This is a genomic window from Pseudonocardia halophobica (genome assembly GCF_050948485.1).
GTDB lineage: Bacteria > Actinomycetota > Actinomycetes > Mycobacteriales > Pseudonocardiaceae > Pseudonocardia > Pseudonocardia halophobica.
Genome location: NZ_CP192046.1, coordinates 6,505,614 through 6,519,785, shown reverse-complemented (window position 1 = coordinate 6,519,785; position 14,172 = coordinate 6,505,614). Strand labels below are relative to the sequence as shown.

Annotated in this window: 13 protein-coding genes; 11 read left to right on the top strand and 2 right to left on the bottom strand. The window is 74.2% G+C overall.

Annotated elements, in window-relative coordinates; genetic code table 11:
- Window positions 1–53 precede the first annotated feature (53 nt).
- From ACQP04_RS31090 to ACQP04_RS31040, 11 genes are all read left to right on the top strand, one after another.
- The gene (locus tag ACQP04_RS31090; RefSeq protein WP_433504067.1) at window positions 54–1,310 is read left to right on the top strand and encodes an acyl-CoA dehydrogenase family protein; all 1,257 of its coding nucleotides are present in this window, start codon (window positions 54–56) and stop codon (window positions 1,308–1,310) included.
- On the top strand, window positions 1,310–2,236 hold the full coding sequence (locus ACQP04_RS31085; protein ID WP_433504066.1) for a cyclase family protein: 927 nt from the start codon (window positions 1,310–1,312) through the stop codon (window positions 2,234–2,236). Before ACQP04_RS31090 ends, ACQP04_RS31085 begins: the two co-directional genes overlap by 1 nt.
- Before the next feature lie 87 nt (window positions 2,237–2,323).
- Window positions 2,324–2,965 carry a TetR/AcrR family transcriptional regulator gene (locus tag ACQP04_RS31080; protein ID WP_433504065.1) on the top strand — a complete coding sequence of 214 codons (642 nt, stop codon included), beginning with the start codon at window positions 2,324–2,326 and terminating at the stop codon, window positions 2,963–2,965.
- 16 nt (window positions 2,966–2,981) lie between these two features.
- Complete coding sequence (locus tag ACQP04_RS31075; protein WP_433504064.1) at window positions 2,982–4,379, top strand: phosphotransferase family protein; 1,398 nt, start codon at window positions 2,982–2,984, stop codon at window positions 4,377–4,379.
- A 66-nt stretch (window positions 4,380–4,445) separates the two neighbouring features.
- On the top strand, window positions 4,446–5,996 hold the full coding sequence (locus ACQP04_RS31070; RefSeq protein WP_433504063.1) for a class I adenylate-forming enzyme family protein: 1,551 nt from the start codon (window positions 4,446–4,448) through the stop codon (window positions 5,994–5,996).
- 64 nt (window positions 5,997–6,060) lie between these two features.
- The gene (locus ACQP04_RS31065; protein WP_433504062.1) at window positions 6,061–7,023 is read left to right on the top strand and encodes an SMP-30/gluconolactonase/LRE family protein; all 963 of its coding nucleotides are present in this window, start codon (window positions 6,061–6,063) and stop codon (window positions 7,021–7,023) included.
- On the top strand, window positions 7,020–8,696 hold the full coding sequence (locus ACQP04_RS31060; protein ID WP_433504061.1) for a class I adenylate-forming enzyme family protein: 1,677 nt from the start codon (window positions 7,020–7,022) through the stop codon (window positions 8,694–8,696). The genes ACQP04_RS31065 and ACQP04_RS31060 overlap by 4 nt, the downstream gene beginning before the upstream one ends.
- Window positions 8,693–9,484: an enoyl-CoA hydratase/isomerase family protein gene (locus ACQP04_RS31055; protein WP_433504060.1), complete on the top strand. Its 792-nt coding sequence runs from the start codon at window positions 8,693–8,695 to the stop codon at window positions 9,482–9,484. Before ACQP04_RS31060 ends, ACQP04_RS31055 begins: the two co-directional genes overlap by 4 nt.
- Window positions 9,481–10,530: a phosphotransferase family protein gene (locus ACQP04_RS31050; RefSeq protein ID WP_433504059.1), complete on the top strand. Its 1,050-nt coding sequence runs from the start codon at window positions 9,481–9,483 to the stop codon at window positions 10,528–10,530. Before ACQP04_RS31055 ends, ACQP04_RS31050 begins: the two co-directional genes overlap by 4 nt.
- A 94-nt stretch (window positions 10,531–10,624) precedes the next feature.
- Window positions 10,625–10,858, top strand: coding sequence for a DUF7661 family protein (locus ACQP04_RS31045; protein WP_433504058.1), 234 nt, complete (start codon window positions 10,625–10,627; stop codon window positions 10,856–10,858).
- Between the two features lie 164 nt (window positions 10,859–11,022).
- Window positions 11,023–11,640: a GNAT family N-acetyltransferase gene (locus ACQP04_RS31040; RefSeq protein WP_433504057.1), complete on the top strand. Its 618-nt coding sequence runs from the start codon at window positions 11,023–11,025 to the stop codon at window positions 11,638–11,640.
- A 72-nt stretch (window positions 11,641–11,712) separates the two neighbouring features.
- Here the strand turns inward: ACQP04_RS31040 and ACQP04_RS31035 are convergent, their stop codons facing one another.
- On the bottom strand, window positions 11,713–12,396 hold the full coding sequence (locus ACQP04_RS31035; RefSeq protein WP_433504056.1) for a GntR family transcriptional regulator: 684 nt from the start codon (window positions 12,394–12,396) through the stop codon (window positions 11,713–11,715).
- A gap of 24 nt (window positions 12,397–12,420) precedes the next feature.
- Window positions 12,421–14,142 carry a gamma-glutamyltransferase family protein gene (locus ACQP04_RS31030; RefSeq protein ID WP_433508470.1) on the bottom strand — a complete coding sequence of 574 codons (1,722 nt, stop codon included), beginning with the start codon at window positions 14,140–14,142 and terminating at the stop codon, window positions 12,421–12,423.
- Between the last annotated feature and the right edge of the window lie 30 nt (window positions 14,143–14,172).

Genomic DNA, 14,172 nt, shown 5'->3' with positions numbered 1-14,172 from the left:
CCCTCGGCGCCCGTGCCGATGCATCCTAGCTGAACGATCGTTAAGGAGGGCCCGTGGATTTCGCACTGCCGGTGGAGCTGACCCAGAAGCTCGACGAGCTCGACGCGTTCATCGAGCGGGAGATCGTCCCGCTGCAGGCGCAGGACGACAACGAGCGGTTCTTCGACCACCGCCGGGAGTGGGCGCGCACCGACTTCGAGGCCGGTGGCACCCCGCGTCGGGAGTGGGAGGAGCTGCTGCGCGAGATGCGCCGCCGCGCCGACGCGGCGGGCTGGCTGCGCTACGCCCTGCCCAAGGAGGTGGGCGGGCAGGACGGCAGCAACTTCGACATGGCCGTGATCCGCGAGCATCTCGCGCGCAAGGGCCTCGGGCTGCACAACGACCTGCAGAACGAGTCGAGCGTGGTGGGCAACTTCCCGTTCGCGCACATGCTGCTGGGCTTCGCCACCCCCGAGCAGCTCGACGAGTACATGGAGCCGATGCTCACCGGGCAGGCCCGGATCGGGTTCGGGCTGACCGAGCCCGACCACGGCTCGGACGCCACCTGGATGGAGACCCGCGCGGTCCGCGACGGCGACGACTGGATCATCAACGGCGCCAAGCGGTGGAACTCCGGGATGCACTCGGCCACCCACGACGTGGTGTTCGCCCGTACCAGCGGCAACGACGGCGACGCCCGCGGGATCACCGCGTTCTTCGTGCCCACGAACAGCCCCGGGTTCTCGGTGGACTTCCACTGGTGGACGCTGAACATGCCCACCGACCACGCCGAGGTCACCATCACCGACGTCCGGGTGCCGAACTCGGCGATCTTCGGCGAGGAGGGCATGGGCCTGGCGGTGGCGCAGACCTTCGTGCACGAGAACCGGATCCGCCAGGCCGCCTCCGGGGTCGGGGCGGGCCAGTTCTGCATCGACCGCGCCGTGGCCTACGCCCGCGAGCGGGTCACGTTCGGGGCGCCGCTGGCCACCCGCCAGGCCATCCAGTGGCCGCTGGTGGAGCTGCAGACCGAGGCCGAGATGCTGCGCGGGCTGGTCCGCAAGACCGCCTGGGAGCTCGACCGGGTGCCGCACATGGAGATCAGCGACAAGGTCTCGATGTGCAACTACCGGGCCAACCGGTTCGTCTGCGAGGCCGCCGACCGGGCCATGCAGGTCCACGGCGGGCTCGGCTACTCCCGGCACACCCCGTTCGAGCACATCTACCGCCACCACCGCCGCTACCGGATCACCGAGGGCGCCGAGGAGATCCAGATGCGCAAGGTCGCCGGCTACCTCTTCGGCTTCGCCGGGCCCAACAAGGTGCGCTGATGACACGGGACTTCAGGGAGCTGGGCAAGCGCCTGTCGAACTGGGGGAGATGGGACCGCGACGGCGTCCGCGACCAGCGCGGCACCACCAACCTCCTCACGCCCGAGCGGGTCGCCGCGGCGGCCGGGCTCGTGCGTGACGGGCGGATCTTCGACCTCGGCATCCCCTTCGGCCGCGGGGGCCCGCAGCCGGGCGGGGGCCGGATCAACCCGATGATCCTGGTGTCGGAGACGGGCGCGGACCAGAACTACCCGGGCGCCTTCCACTACGCCGACGACTACGTGTTCATGCCGCTGCAGAGCGCCTCGCAGTGGGACGGGCTCGCCCACGTCTTCTACGACGACCAGCTCTACAACGGGTTCCCCGCCTCGTCGGTGAGCCCGCACGGCACCACGGCCAACTCGATCGAGCACCAGGCCAAGGGGATCGCGGGGCGCGGCGTGCTGGTCGACGTCGCCCGGCACCGCGGCGTCGAGTGGCTGGAGGCGGGCGAGGTGATCACCCCGGCCGAGCTCGACGCGGCGATGGCCGCCCAGGGCGTCGCGCTGCGGGGCGGGGACATCCTTCTGGTGCGCACCGGCTGGCGGCGGAAGTTCCTCGTGGAGTCCGACGCCGCCGCGTTCATGGCCGGCGAGCCCGGGCTCGGCCTGGACTGCTGCGAGTGGCTGCACGAGCACGAGGTCGCCGCGGTCTGCTCGGACAACTGGGCGATCGAGGTGCTCCCCGGCGAGCTGCCCGACGAGCAGCTGCCGGTGCACATGGTGCTGATCCGCGACATGGGCATGACGCTCGGCGAGATCCTGGACTTCGAGGAGCTCTCCGCGGACTGCGCCGAGGACGGCCGGTACGACTTCTTCCTCACCGCGCCGCCCATCAAGTTCCAGCGGGCCCTGGGCTCGCCCATCAACCCGTTGGCGATCAAGTGACGCGCGCGGACCTGCTGCGGCGCAGCCCGGTAGCCTTCCCGGAACCGTCCGGGACCCCGGACGGACCGGTGAGCCGGGGAGGGATCGATGGCGCGAGCACACCAGCCCGTCACGCGGCCCCCGAATGCGCCGCCGGGCGACGCGGCGATCCTCGAGGCGTCGATCGCGACCATGGCCGAGCACGGCTACCACGGGACGTCGGTGCGGGACATCGCGCTGCGGGCCGGGCTGAGCCCCGCCGCGCTGTACCACCACTTCCCGTCGAAGCAGGCCGTGCTCGCGATGATCATGGAGCGCGGGATCGAGGCGCTGCTGACCCGGACCCGCGAGGCGCTGGAACGTGCGGGGGACGAGCCGGCCGACCAGCTCAGGGCGCTCGTCGAGGTGCAGGTGCTGTTCCACCTCGAGGACCAGCGCGGCACCCTGCTGGGCACCAGCGAGCTGCGGGCCCTGGAGGAGCCGGTGCGCACCCCGCACCTGGCCAAGCGGCACGCGCAGCAGCGGATGTTCGACGAGGTGGTGGCCCGGGGCGTCGAGCTCGGGGCCTTCCGCACGCCGCTGCCCAACGAGGCGTCGCGGGCGATCGTCGTGATGTGCACGGGGGTCGCGAGCTGGTTCTCGCCGGAGGGGCCCGCCTCGCCGGAGGAGATGGTGGGCCGGTACCAGCGCCTGGCGCTGGACATGGTCGACGCCGTGGACCCCGGTCCCTGGGACGGCCCGCCCGCCTGACGCGTGGGGGTGCGGCATGACCGCCGCCGCGGAGACCCGCAGGCCGACCGGCGACCCCGCCGACCCGGCCGTGCTCGCGGAGCTGCTCTCCGTCCGGCTGACCGAGGTCCTCGACGGCCCGGCGGAGGTCGTCGGGCTGCACCGGTTGACCGGCGGCGCGAGCCGCGAGACCTGGTCGTTCGGCGCCCGGACCGGTGCGGGCACGCAGCGGCTGGTGCTGCGCCGCGACCCGCCCGGGCCGGGCCGGCCGGACGGCATGGCGCTCGAGGCACGGGCGATCGCGGCCGCGGAGCGGGCCGGCGTACCGGTGCCGCCGCTGGTCGACCACGGCACGGACCCCGCCGTCGTCGGGGCGCCGTACCTGGTCACCCGGCACGTCGACGGGGAGACGCTCGCCCGCCGGCTGCTGCGCGATCCCGAGTACGCGCAGGTCCGCGGCACCCTGGCCACCGAACTGGGCCGTGCGGTCGCGCGGGTGCACGCGATCCCGCCGGCCGACGTCCCGGGGCTGGAGCGCCGGGACCCGCTGGAGCACCTCCGGCAGACCTACGACGAGATGGGCGAGCCGCTGCCGTCGATCGAGATCGCGCTGCACTGGCTGGAGAAGCACCGCCCGGCCGAGGTCCCCGAGTCGGTCGTGCACGGCGACTTCCGCAACGGGAACATGATCGTCGCGACGGACGGGCTCAAGGCCGTCCTCGACTGGGAGGTCGTGCACCTCGGCGACCCCCGCGAGGACCTCGGCTGGCTGTGCGTGAAGTGCTGGCGGTTCGGCGCGGCGCCCGCGGTGGGCGGGTTCGGCCCGCTCGACCAGCTGCTCGACGGGTACGCCGAGGTCGCCGGGCACCGCCCGGATCCCGAGGCGGTGCGTTGGTGGCAGGTGTTCGGCACCGCGCGCTGGGCCGTCGGCTGCCGCGGCATGGCCGAGCGGCACCTCTCCGGCGCCGTCCCGTCCGTGGAGCTGGCCGCAATCGGGCGGCGGGTGTGCGAGCAGGAGCACGACCTGTTCCTGGCGCTCGGCCTCCCGGCCGGGGACCTGCCGGAGACCCCCGAGGCCCCGCCGTCGGACCTGCACGGCCGACCCACGAGCCGCGAGCTGCTCGACGCCGTCGGGCTCTACCTGCGCGAGGACGTCATGCCCGGCACGCAGGGCCGGCTGAGCTTCAACGCCCGGGTCGCGGCCAACGTCGTCGACGCCGTCGCGCGGGAGCTCGCCCTCGGGCCGGAGCAGGAGCGCCGGCACCGCGAGCGGCTCGCCCGCTTCGGCCGCGCCGACCAGGCCGACCTGGCCGCCGCGATCCGCGCCGGCGTCGTCGACCCGGAGGACCCGGCGCTGCTCGCGGCGGTCCGGGCGGGGATCACCGACCGGCTCCTCGTGGCCAACCCGAAGTACCTGGCCCACCCGGGCGAGTAGTCCGGCGGTTCCGGCCCCGTGCAGTTCTGACCCCCTGCAGTTCCCACCCCGTGCGAAGGAGCACGAATGCGGATCGGCGACATGTTGTCCTTCACGGCCGCGCGGCGCGCGGACGAACCGGCCCTGATCTTCGAGGACCGCTCCTGGACGTTCGCGGAGCTGGACCGCGACGTCCGCAGGCTGGCGAACGGGCTCACCCGGTACGCCGCGCCCGGGGACCGCATCGCGATCCTCACCGAGAACAACCCGGAGTACATCCAGGCCTACTACGGCGTCCCCGCCGCGGGGATGGCGCTGGTGTTCCTCAACTACCGGCTCAGCCCGCGCGAGGTCGCCCTCAATCTCGACGACTCCACGCCCACGATGCTCATCACGGAGCAGAAGTACCTGGAGACGGCCCGGCAGGCGATGGCGGACGTGCCGTCGATCCGGACCGTCGTGTGCGTGGACGGACCTGCAGACGGGGCGCTGACCTGGGAGGACCTCCTCGGCGACCCCGAGGAACCCCCCGCGGTGGACGAGGACTCCCCGGCCTGGTTGATCTACACCTCGGGAACCACCGGTCGGGCCAAGGGCGCGGTGCTGAGCCACCGCAACGTCGTCGCGGCCGTCATGAACTCGTTGATCAGCTGGGAGCACGACCACGACCCCGGGGTGTCGCTGATGCCGTGGCCGCTGTGCCACATCGCGGGCTACGGCGTGCCGATGGCCCACGTCAAGGGCGACTCGATGGTCCTGCTGCGCCGCTACGACGCCGTCGGGTTCCTGGAAGCCGTGCAAACCCACCAGGTCCGCCAGACGTCCGTGGCGCCGACGATGCTCGCGATGCTGCTGCGCCATCCCCGCTTCCGCGAGTTCGACGTCTCGTCCCTGCGGCGGATCAGCTACGGCTCGGCACCTATGCCCGCCGCGGTGCTGCGGGAGGCGATGGCCGCGTTGCCGGACGTGAAGTGGCAGACCGGGTTCGGCATGACCGAGCTGGCGGGCAACGTCGTCGTGCACGGCTCCGCCGACCACGTCCGGGCGCTGGAGTCCGACGAGTCCCTGCTCACCAGCGTCGGGAAGCCGCAGTGGTTGTCGTCCGTGCGGATCGTCGACGCCGACGGCAACGACACCGCGGACGACGAGGTCGGCGAGCTGCTGATCCGGGGCGACCAGGTCTGCACCGGGTACTGGAACCGGCCCGAGGCGACCGCGGAGGCCAACCGGGACGGCTGGTTCCACAGCGGCGACCTGGCCCGCCGGGACGCCCGCGGCTACTTCTACATCGTCGACCGCAAGAAGGACATGATCCTCACCGGCGGGGAGAACGTGTACTCCCGCGAGGTCGAGGAGGTCCTGTTCCAGCATCCCGACGTGGCCGCGGCGGCCGTCGTCGGGCAGCCGGACGAGGTGTGGGGCGAGATCGTCGTGGCCGTGCTGGAACCGCGCGAGGGCCGCACCCCCACGAGTGAGGACGTGCGCGAGTTCTGCCGCGGCCACCTGGCCGGGTACAAGATCCCGCGCCGGGTCCTGCTGGTCGACGAGCTGCCGCGGACGACGAGCGGGAAGGTGCGCAAGCCCGAGCTGCGCACCCTGGTCCGCGAGTCCGTTGACACCGCGGCGAGCCCTTCCTAACGTGAGCTGAACGCTCGTTCAGCGCGCTTCGTTCCCGCTCTTCCAGTGTCGGAAGGAGAACCGCATGGTCAGCGTCGACCCCGCTGCCGACCCCGCTCCCGTGCTCCGCGAGGTGGCCTCCGGGCTGCGCTTCCCGGAGGGGCCGATCGCCCTCGCGGACGGCTCGGTGGTGCTCGTGGAGATCCGCCGCGGCACGCTCTCCCGGGTGTGGCCGGACGGGTCGGTCGACGTCGTCGCCGAGCTGGGCGGCGGCCCCAACGGTGCCGCCGTCGGTCCCGACGGGGCGATCTACGTGTGCAACAACGGCGGCTTCGAGTGGCACGACCGGCCGGAGGGCATCGTCGCGCCCGGGCACCAGCCGGCGGACTACAGCGGCGGCCGGATCCAGCGCGTCACGCTCGACGGCGAGGTGAAGGACCTCTACACGGAGGTCGACGGGCGGCCGCTGCGCGGGCCCAACGACATCGTCTTCGACTCCGCGGGCGGCTTCTGGTTCACCGACCTCGGCAAGAACCGCGGGCGGGAGATGGACGTGGGGCGGCTCTGCTACGCGCTGCCGGACGGGTCGTCGATCACCGAGGTCGTGCACCCGCTGATGACTCCGAACGGCGTCGGGCTGTCCCCGGACGGCTCCCGGCTCTACGTCGCCGAGACCCAGACCGGGCGGGTCTGGGAGTGGGAGGTCCTCGGCCCGGCGCGGCTGGGCCCGGCCGGCGACCCGCCGCGCGGGCCGGGCGGGGCGCACCTGCTGCACGGCTTCCCCGGCTACCAGCTGCTCGACTCCCTGGCCGTCGACGGCGCCGGCAACGTCTGCGTCGCCACCCTGGTCACCGGCGCGGTGAGCGTCATCCAGCCGGACGGCACGCTCGAGCAGCAGGTCCCGGTGCCCGAGCCGGACCCGTTCGTCACGAACATCTGCTTCGCCGGCGCCGACTCCCGCACCGCCTACATCACCTCCTCCGGGCGCGGGAAGCTGTACGCGATGGAATGGCCCCACCCGGGCCTCGACCTGGCGTTCCGGGCATGACGGTCACGTCGGGCGGGAGCGTGCGGGCCGAGCCCACCGCCGCCCTCACCGCGCCCGGGGCGGAGTTCGCGCTGGTCGACACCGAGGTCCGCGGGATCCCGTGGCGGGTCTACGAGCGCGGCCCGCACACCCTGCGGGAGCTGTTCGAGATCGGCCGGACCTGGGGCGACCGGGTGTTCACGGTGTACCGGGACGAGCACGTCACCTATGCCGAGCACGCCCGGACCGTCGCCGGACTGGCCCGCCTGCTGCACGACGAGTACGGGCTGCGCCGGGGCGACCGGGTCGCCGTCACGATGCGGAACTACCCGGAGTGGGCGCCCTGGTTCTACGCCTGCGCGGTGTCCGGGCTGGTGTTCGTGCCGCTCAACGCCTGGTGGACCGGACCCGAGCTGCGCTACGCCCTGGAGAACTGCGAGGCCCGGCTCGTCGTGGCCGACGGCGAGCGGGCGGCGATCCTCGAGGGCATCGACCTCCCGATGATCGAGGTCCGGGGCGAGGGACGGGGTCGGCCGTGGGCCGAGGTGCTGGCGTCGCTCGACCGCGACGCCGCGCTCCCCGACGTCACCATCGACCCCGACGACGACGCCACGATCCTCTACACCTCCGGCACCACCGGGAAGCCGAAGGGCGCGGTCGGGACGCACCGCAACCACTGCACCAACATCCTCAACACGCTGCTCGGCGCCCGGGTCGCGGCGATCGTCGCGAACGGCGGGACCCCGCCGGAGCCGGACCCGGCGGCGCCGCAGCCGGGCGCGTTGTGCACGTTCCCGCTGTTCCACATCGCCGGGATCACCAGCCTGACCTACACCCCGCTGACCGGCGGGAAGCTCGTCACGCAGTACCGCTGGGACCCCGTCGAGGCCCTCGAGCTGGTCCGCCGCGAGGCGCTCACGGGTGTGTCGGGGGTGCCGACGGTCGGGCGGCAGCTGGTCGAGCAGGCCGCGCGCGAGGGCGGTGGGCTGCAGACGCTGGCCGCGCTCAGCATGGGCGGGGCGCCGATCCCGCCGGACCTCATCGGGCTGATCGACACCCAGTTCGCCTCGGTGGTGTCCCCGGCGAACGGCTACGGGCTCACCGAGACCACCAGCGCCGTCGTCTCCAACACCGGGCTGGACTACGTGACCCACCCGGACAGCGTCGGCCGGCTCGCCCCGGGCGCCGACATCCGCGTCGTCGACCCCGCGACCGGGGAGGACGCCGAGCCGGAGGGGGTGGGCGAGCTCTGGTTCCGCGGGCCCAACGTGGTGCGCGGGTACTGGAACAACCCCGAGGGCACGGCCGCGGCGTTCACCGACGGCTGGTTCCACACCGGTGACCTGGGGTTCTTCCGCGACGGCTGGGTGTATGTCGTGGACCGGATGAAGGACGTCGTCATCCGGGGCGGCGAGAACATCTACTGCGCGGAGGTCGAGGCCGCGCTGTTCGAGCACCCGGCGGTGGCCGACGTGGCGATCGTCGGGATCCCGCACGACCGGCTCGGCGAGCAGGCCGTCGCGGTGGTCAACACCCGGGCCGAGGTCACCGCCGCGGAGCTGCAGCAGCACGTCCGCGAGCGGCTGGCCGAGTTCAAGGTACCCGAGCACGTCGTGTTCCGCGCGGAGCCGCTGCCGCGCACACCCAGCGGCAAGGTCCTGAAGCGCGAGCTGCGCACGGAGGTGCAGGCATGACCGCGAGCCCGGAGACGGCGCTCACCGACATCCGGTACGAGGAGGACGGGCACGTCGGCGTGCTGACGATCGCCCGGCCGGAGGTGCACAACGCCCTGCGCCGCCGGACGTACGACGAGCTGGAGGACCTCGTCCGCACCACGACCGCCCGGGTCCTGGTGATCACCGGCGAGGGCCGCTCCTTCTGCTCGGGCGACGACGTCCGCGAGCTGATGGGCGGGGGCGACCCGGAGAAGCGCCCGCCCCGGCCCGCCCCGCGGCTGACCCCCGCGGCCGGCGCGCTGCTCACGTCGAACGTCCCGGTGATCGCCGCCGTCAACGGCGCGGCGGTCGGCTGGGGCATGGAGCTGGCGCTGATGGCGGACTTCCGGGTCGCGGCGCGGCGCGCCAAGTTCGGCGAGCTGTTCGTCAAGCGTGGGCTGTGCAGCGACGTCGCCGGCATCGCGCGACTCGCCCAGCTCGTCGGCCGGGAGAAGGCGGCGGAGCTGCTGTTCACCGGCGAGATCATCGACGCCGAGGAGGCAGGCCGCATCGGACTGGTCGGCCGCGTCGTCGATGACGAGCAGCTGCTGCCCACCGCGCTGGAGCTGGCCGGGCGGATCGCGGCGAACCCGCCGCTGGCCGTCGGCGCCCTGAAGGCGGGGCTGCGGGAGGCGCTCGACCCGGACTGGTCCGACCTGGGCCGCTGGGTCAGCACGCGGCTGGGCGAGCTGTTCGCCACCGAGGACCACCGCGAGGGCGTGCGGTCCTTCCTGGAGAAGCGGGAGCCGAGGTACGTGGGGCGATGACGAGTTCGACGACGATGGCCGGCCTCGACGCCCCGGCCGTCGAGGCATGGCTGGCCGGGCAGGTCGACGGGTTCGCAGGCCCGGCGCGGTTCACGCTGGTCGCGGGTGGGCGGTCCAACCTGACCTATCGGATCGACGACGCCGCGGGACACGCCTACGCGCTGCGCCGCCCACCCCTCGGAGGCGTGCTCAGCACCGCGCACGACATGAGCAGGGAGTGGCGGTTCATCTCCGCGATGGCGCCGACCGCGGTCCCGGTGGCGCCGCCGCGCGCGTACTGCGCCGATCCGGCGGTCACCGGCGCGGAGTTCTACGTCATGGACTTCGTGGAGGGCACGGTCCTCGCCGACCCCGCGGCCGCGGAGTCGCTGACGCCCGCGGCGCGCGCCCGGGCGGGTGAGCACGTCGTCGAGGTGCTGGCGGCGCTGCACGCGCTCGACCCCGAGGCGGTCGGGCTGGAGGGCTCGCGGAAGGGGTTCGCCGAGCGGCAGCTCGCACGCTGGCACCAGCAGATCCGCAACTCCGGCGTCGAGGGCGCCGAGCTGGCGCTGCTCGACGAGATCCACGCGGCCCTCGCCGCGCACGTCCCGCCGCAGACCCGCGGCGTCGTGCACGGCGACTTCCGGCCGGGGAACATGACCTTCGGCCCGGACGGGACGGTCCGGGCGGTCTTCGACTGGGAGCTGTCCACCCTCGGCGACCCGATGGCCGACCTTGGCTATCTCGTGTCGCTGTGGCAGGAGCCCGGCGACGAGCTGCCCGAGGGCGCCGACCCGGGTCCCACCACCGTCCCCGGCTTCCCGACCCGGGAGGAGCTGGTCGACCGCTACGCCCGGACCACCGGCCGGGACGTGTCGGACCTGCCGTACTGGATCGCCTTCAACCGCTGGCGCTCGGCGTGCATCCTCGCCGGCGTGCAGGCCCGCTACCTCGCGGGCGTGATGGCCGACGACGGCTACGCCGACCAGGTCCGCGCCCGCGTGGCCACCGGCCGGCTGCTCGGCGAGTCCGCGAAGGAGGCGCTGGTGGCGGCCGGGCTGGGCTGAGGGAACGGCGCTCTCGCACAGACGTAGTGACCGAGAGCGCCGTTCGTTCACATGCGGCTGCGCCGGTACAGCGCGAGCCGCGACACTGCCCGGCATGGACACACCGGAGGGTGCTCGGCTGCGCTTCGAGCTGTACGGCCGCGTCGTGGTCGAGGTCGAGCGGCGGGACGGACGCTGGGTCGCCTCCTACGTCGGGGAGGGCCGCCGGCGCCCCGCCGAGGACGTGCGGCTCCCGCCCGAGGCGCCCGCGGACTCCCTCGCCGACCACCTCGACGTGCTCTTCCACGAGTACGCCCGCCCCGGCACGAGCGTCCGCCGCCTCCGCTGACCGTCCTTCGTCGCACCCACGTGGTGAGCGAACGGCGCTCTCGTTCACACGTAGTGAGCGCGAGGGTCGTTCGCCGGTCGGGCGACAGGGGGTTGACAGGCGCCTGACACCGTCGGGCCGCACAGTCGTCGTCGAACCCGTCACCGAGCCGAGGGGAACTCACGATGACGACGACGATCCGGACCACTTCGCCCACCACCGTCCGCAAGGCGGGTCGGAGCGACCACGCCGCGGTCGCCGCGACGCTCGCGGCCGCCTTCGTCGACGACCCGATCTTCGCCTGGATCCACCCGGTTCCGTCGGACCGGGCGGACAGGACGCTGTTCTTCTTCGAGCGTGTCGTCGCGGTGCTCGCGCAGCACGACGACATCTGGGCCGCCGGGCCGGACGCCGCCGGCGCCGCCCTCTGGGTGCCGCACGGCAGCGCCCCGATGTCCGACGAGGAGGGCGAGGCCTTCGGGGGCGCGCTCGCGGAACGCGCCGGGGACGACGCCGAGCGGCTGTTCGCGCTGATGACCGTGATGGAGGAGCACCACCCGCACGAGCCGCACGAGTACCTGTGGTTCCTCGGCGTGCGCCCGGACGAGCAGGGCCGGGGCGTCGGGAGCGCGACGATGACGCCGGTCCTCGCCCGAGCCGACCGGGCAGGTCACCGCGCGTACCTGGAGGCGACGAGCCCTCGCAGCAAGGCGCTGTACGAGCGTCACGGCTTCGTCGCCGAGGCGCCGATCTCGGCCGCCGGCAGCCCACCGGTGTGGCCCATGTGGCGCGACCCGCGGTGATCCCGGAGCGACGCGACCCTCGAGCGAACGGCGCTCTCCCTCACATCTCAGGAGCGAGCGCCTTTCACCGGGTCAGGGCCGGCGGACGAGGATCATCTCGGCGGCGCGGCGGGCGTGCTGGAGCGTGAGCGAGCGGGCGCGCTCGCCCTCGCCGGCGCGGATCGCGGCGGTGATCGCGACATGGTCGTCCGCGTTGCGGTCGAGCAGCCGCGGGTCGCCGGCCAGCCCGGCCCAGGTGAGGTTGCGGGGCAGCCGATGGTGCAGCGCGTCGAGGCTGGCGGTGAGCTGCCGGTTCCCCGCAGCCTCGACGACCGTCGCGTGGAACAGCGAGTTGGTCCGGTACCAGAGCTCGCGGGCCTCCTCCTGCGCGTCCGGGTCCCGCGCCAGCGCGACCACCCGGCGGAAGGTCCCGTCCGTGCCGGCGAGCACCGCGAGCTGGGCCTCGGTGATCCGGTCCGCGGCGAGCTGCGCGGCGTGCCCCTCCAGGACCCCGCGCACCTCGAGGGCCTCGGCGATGTCCCGGGTCGACGGCAGCGTCACCCGCGCGCCCCGGTGCGCCACCATCTCGACGACGCCCAGCGCCTCGAGCTGGCGCAGCGCCTCCCGGACCGGGGTGCGGCTGACCCCGTGCTCCTGGGCCACCTGCTCCTGCCGGATCCAACCGCCGATGGGGATCTCGCCGCTGCCGATCCGCTCCTGGAGCCGGTCGACGATGTCCCGCACGGAGGCGACGTCGGCGGAACCCCGGGCGGCCACGGCGCGATCGTAGTCCGCGGCCGGTCACCGCCCGGCCGCGTAGCCCTGCGCCCCGCGTGGGTTCGCCGCGGCGCCGAGCTGCCCGGTCGCCGGGTCCCGTGTGACGACCGAGAGCCGGCCGAGCGTCCACGGGCCGGACACGGTCACCGCATGCCCGCGCCCGCGCAGCTCCGCGACCACCTCCGGCCCCAGGCGTTCCTCGACGACCAGGCCGGCCGGTGTCCAGGTGCGCGGCCAGAAGGAGCCGGGGACCGCCGTGGTGTGGAAGGCGGGCGAGTCGATCGCCTCCTGCGGCGACTGCCCGCCGACCAGCGTGCGCAGCAGGTAGAGCAGCTGCCACTGGTCCTGCTGGTCGCCGCCGGGCGTGCCCAGCGCGGCGACCGCGGCCCCGTCCCGGAGCAGCAGCGTGGGGCTCAGCGTGGTGCGCGGGCGCCGGCCGGGGTCGAGCCGCGACGGCGAGCGCGGGTCCAGCCAGGACATCTGCAACCGGGTCCCGAGGCAGAACCCGAGGCCCGGGACGGTGGGCGAGGACTGCAGCCAGCCCCCCGACGGCGTCGCGGAGACCATCGTCCCCCAGCGGTCGACCACGTCGACGTGGCAGGTGTCGCCGCGCGTCTCGCCGTTCCGGGCCACCGTCGGCTCACCGGTCCCGGCCGCGGCGCCGCCGTCGACGCGTAGCGGCGGCAGCACCGGATCGCCGTCGAGCCGGCTGGGGCGCAGCTCCCGGGAGGCCCCGGGGCCGATGAGCGCCGCGCGGGCCAGGGCGTGGTCCGGGTCGAGCAGCCGGTCGAGGAGCCCCGGCGCGGCGGCCGCGCCGTAGTGGGCCTCGCGGTCGGCGAGCGCGAGCTTGAGCGCCTCGGCGATCGTGTGCGCGCCCTCCGCGGTCCCCGGGTCCAGCCGGCCGTCGCCGACGTGGTCGAGGATGCCCAGGGCCTGCAGCAGCACCGGGCCCTGGCTCCACGGCCCGGCCTTCACCACGGTGGTGCCGCGGAAGTCGCGGCACACGGGCTCCTCGGTGGTGGCGCGGAAGGCCGCGAGGTCCGCGGCCCGTAGGACCCCGGCGTGGTCGCGGCCGTCCGAGTGCCGGTGCGGCTTCGCCGCGAACTCCTCCAGGGCCTGCGCCACCGCGCCCTCCTGCCAGGCCCGTCGCGCGAGCTCGATGCGCCCGAGGCGGTCGCCGCCAGGGCTGCCCGCGGCGAGCAGGGCGCGCAGCGTGCCTGCGTACTCCGGGTTGGTCAGGGTCGCGCCGGCCTCCGGTACCCGGCCGCCGGGCAGCCACCGCTCCGCCGACGAGGGCCAGTGCTCCCGGAACAGGTCCGCCACCGCGGCGATCGTGGCCGCGAGCCGCGGCACCACCGGGTACCCGTGCTCGGCGAGGTCCAGGGCGTACTCCAGCGCGTCGGCGAGTTCCCACGTGCCGTGCTCGGCCAGCAACCGCAGCCAGGCGACGACGGCGCCGGGCACCGCCGCCGCGAGCGCCCCGGCCCCGGGCACGTGGTCGAGCCCCTCGGCCACGAGGTGCTCCCGGGTCGCCCCGGCGGGCGCCGGGCCCTGGCCGCACAGCACGAACGGCGCACCGCCCGCGGGCGCGACCAGGGCGACGAGATCCCCGCCCGGACCGTTGAGGTGCGGCTCCACCACGTGCAGGACGAACGCCGCGGCCGTCGCCGCGTCCACCGCCGTGCCCCCGCGCTCCAGCACCGACTGGGCGGCGCCGGTCGCGAGCCAGTGGGTCGAGGCGGACATCCCGAAGCGGCCGCGCAGGGTCGGGCGGGT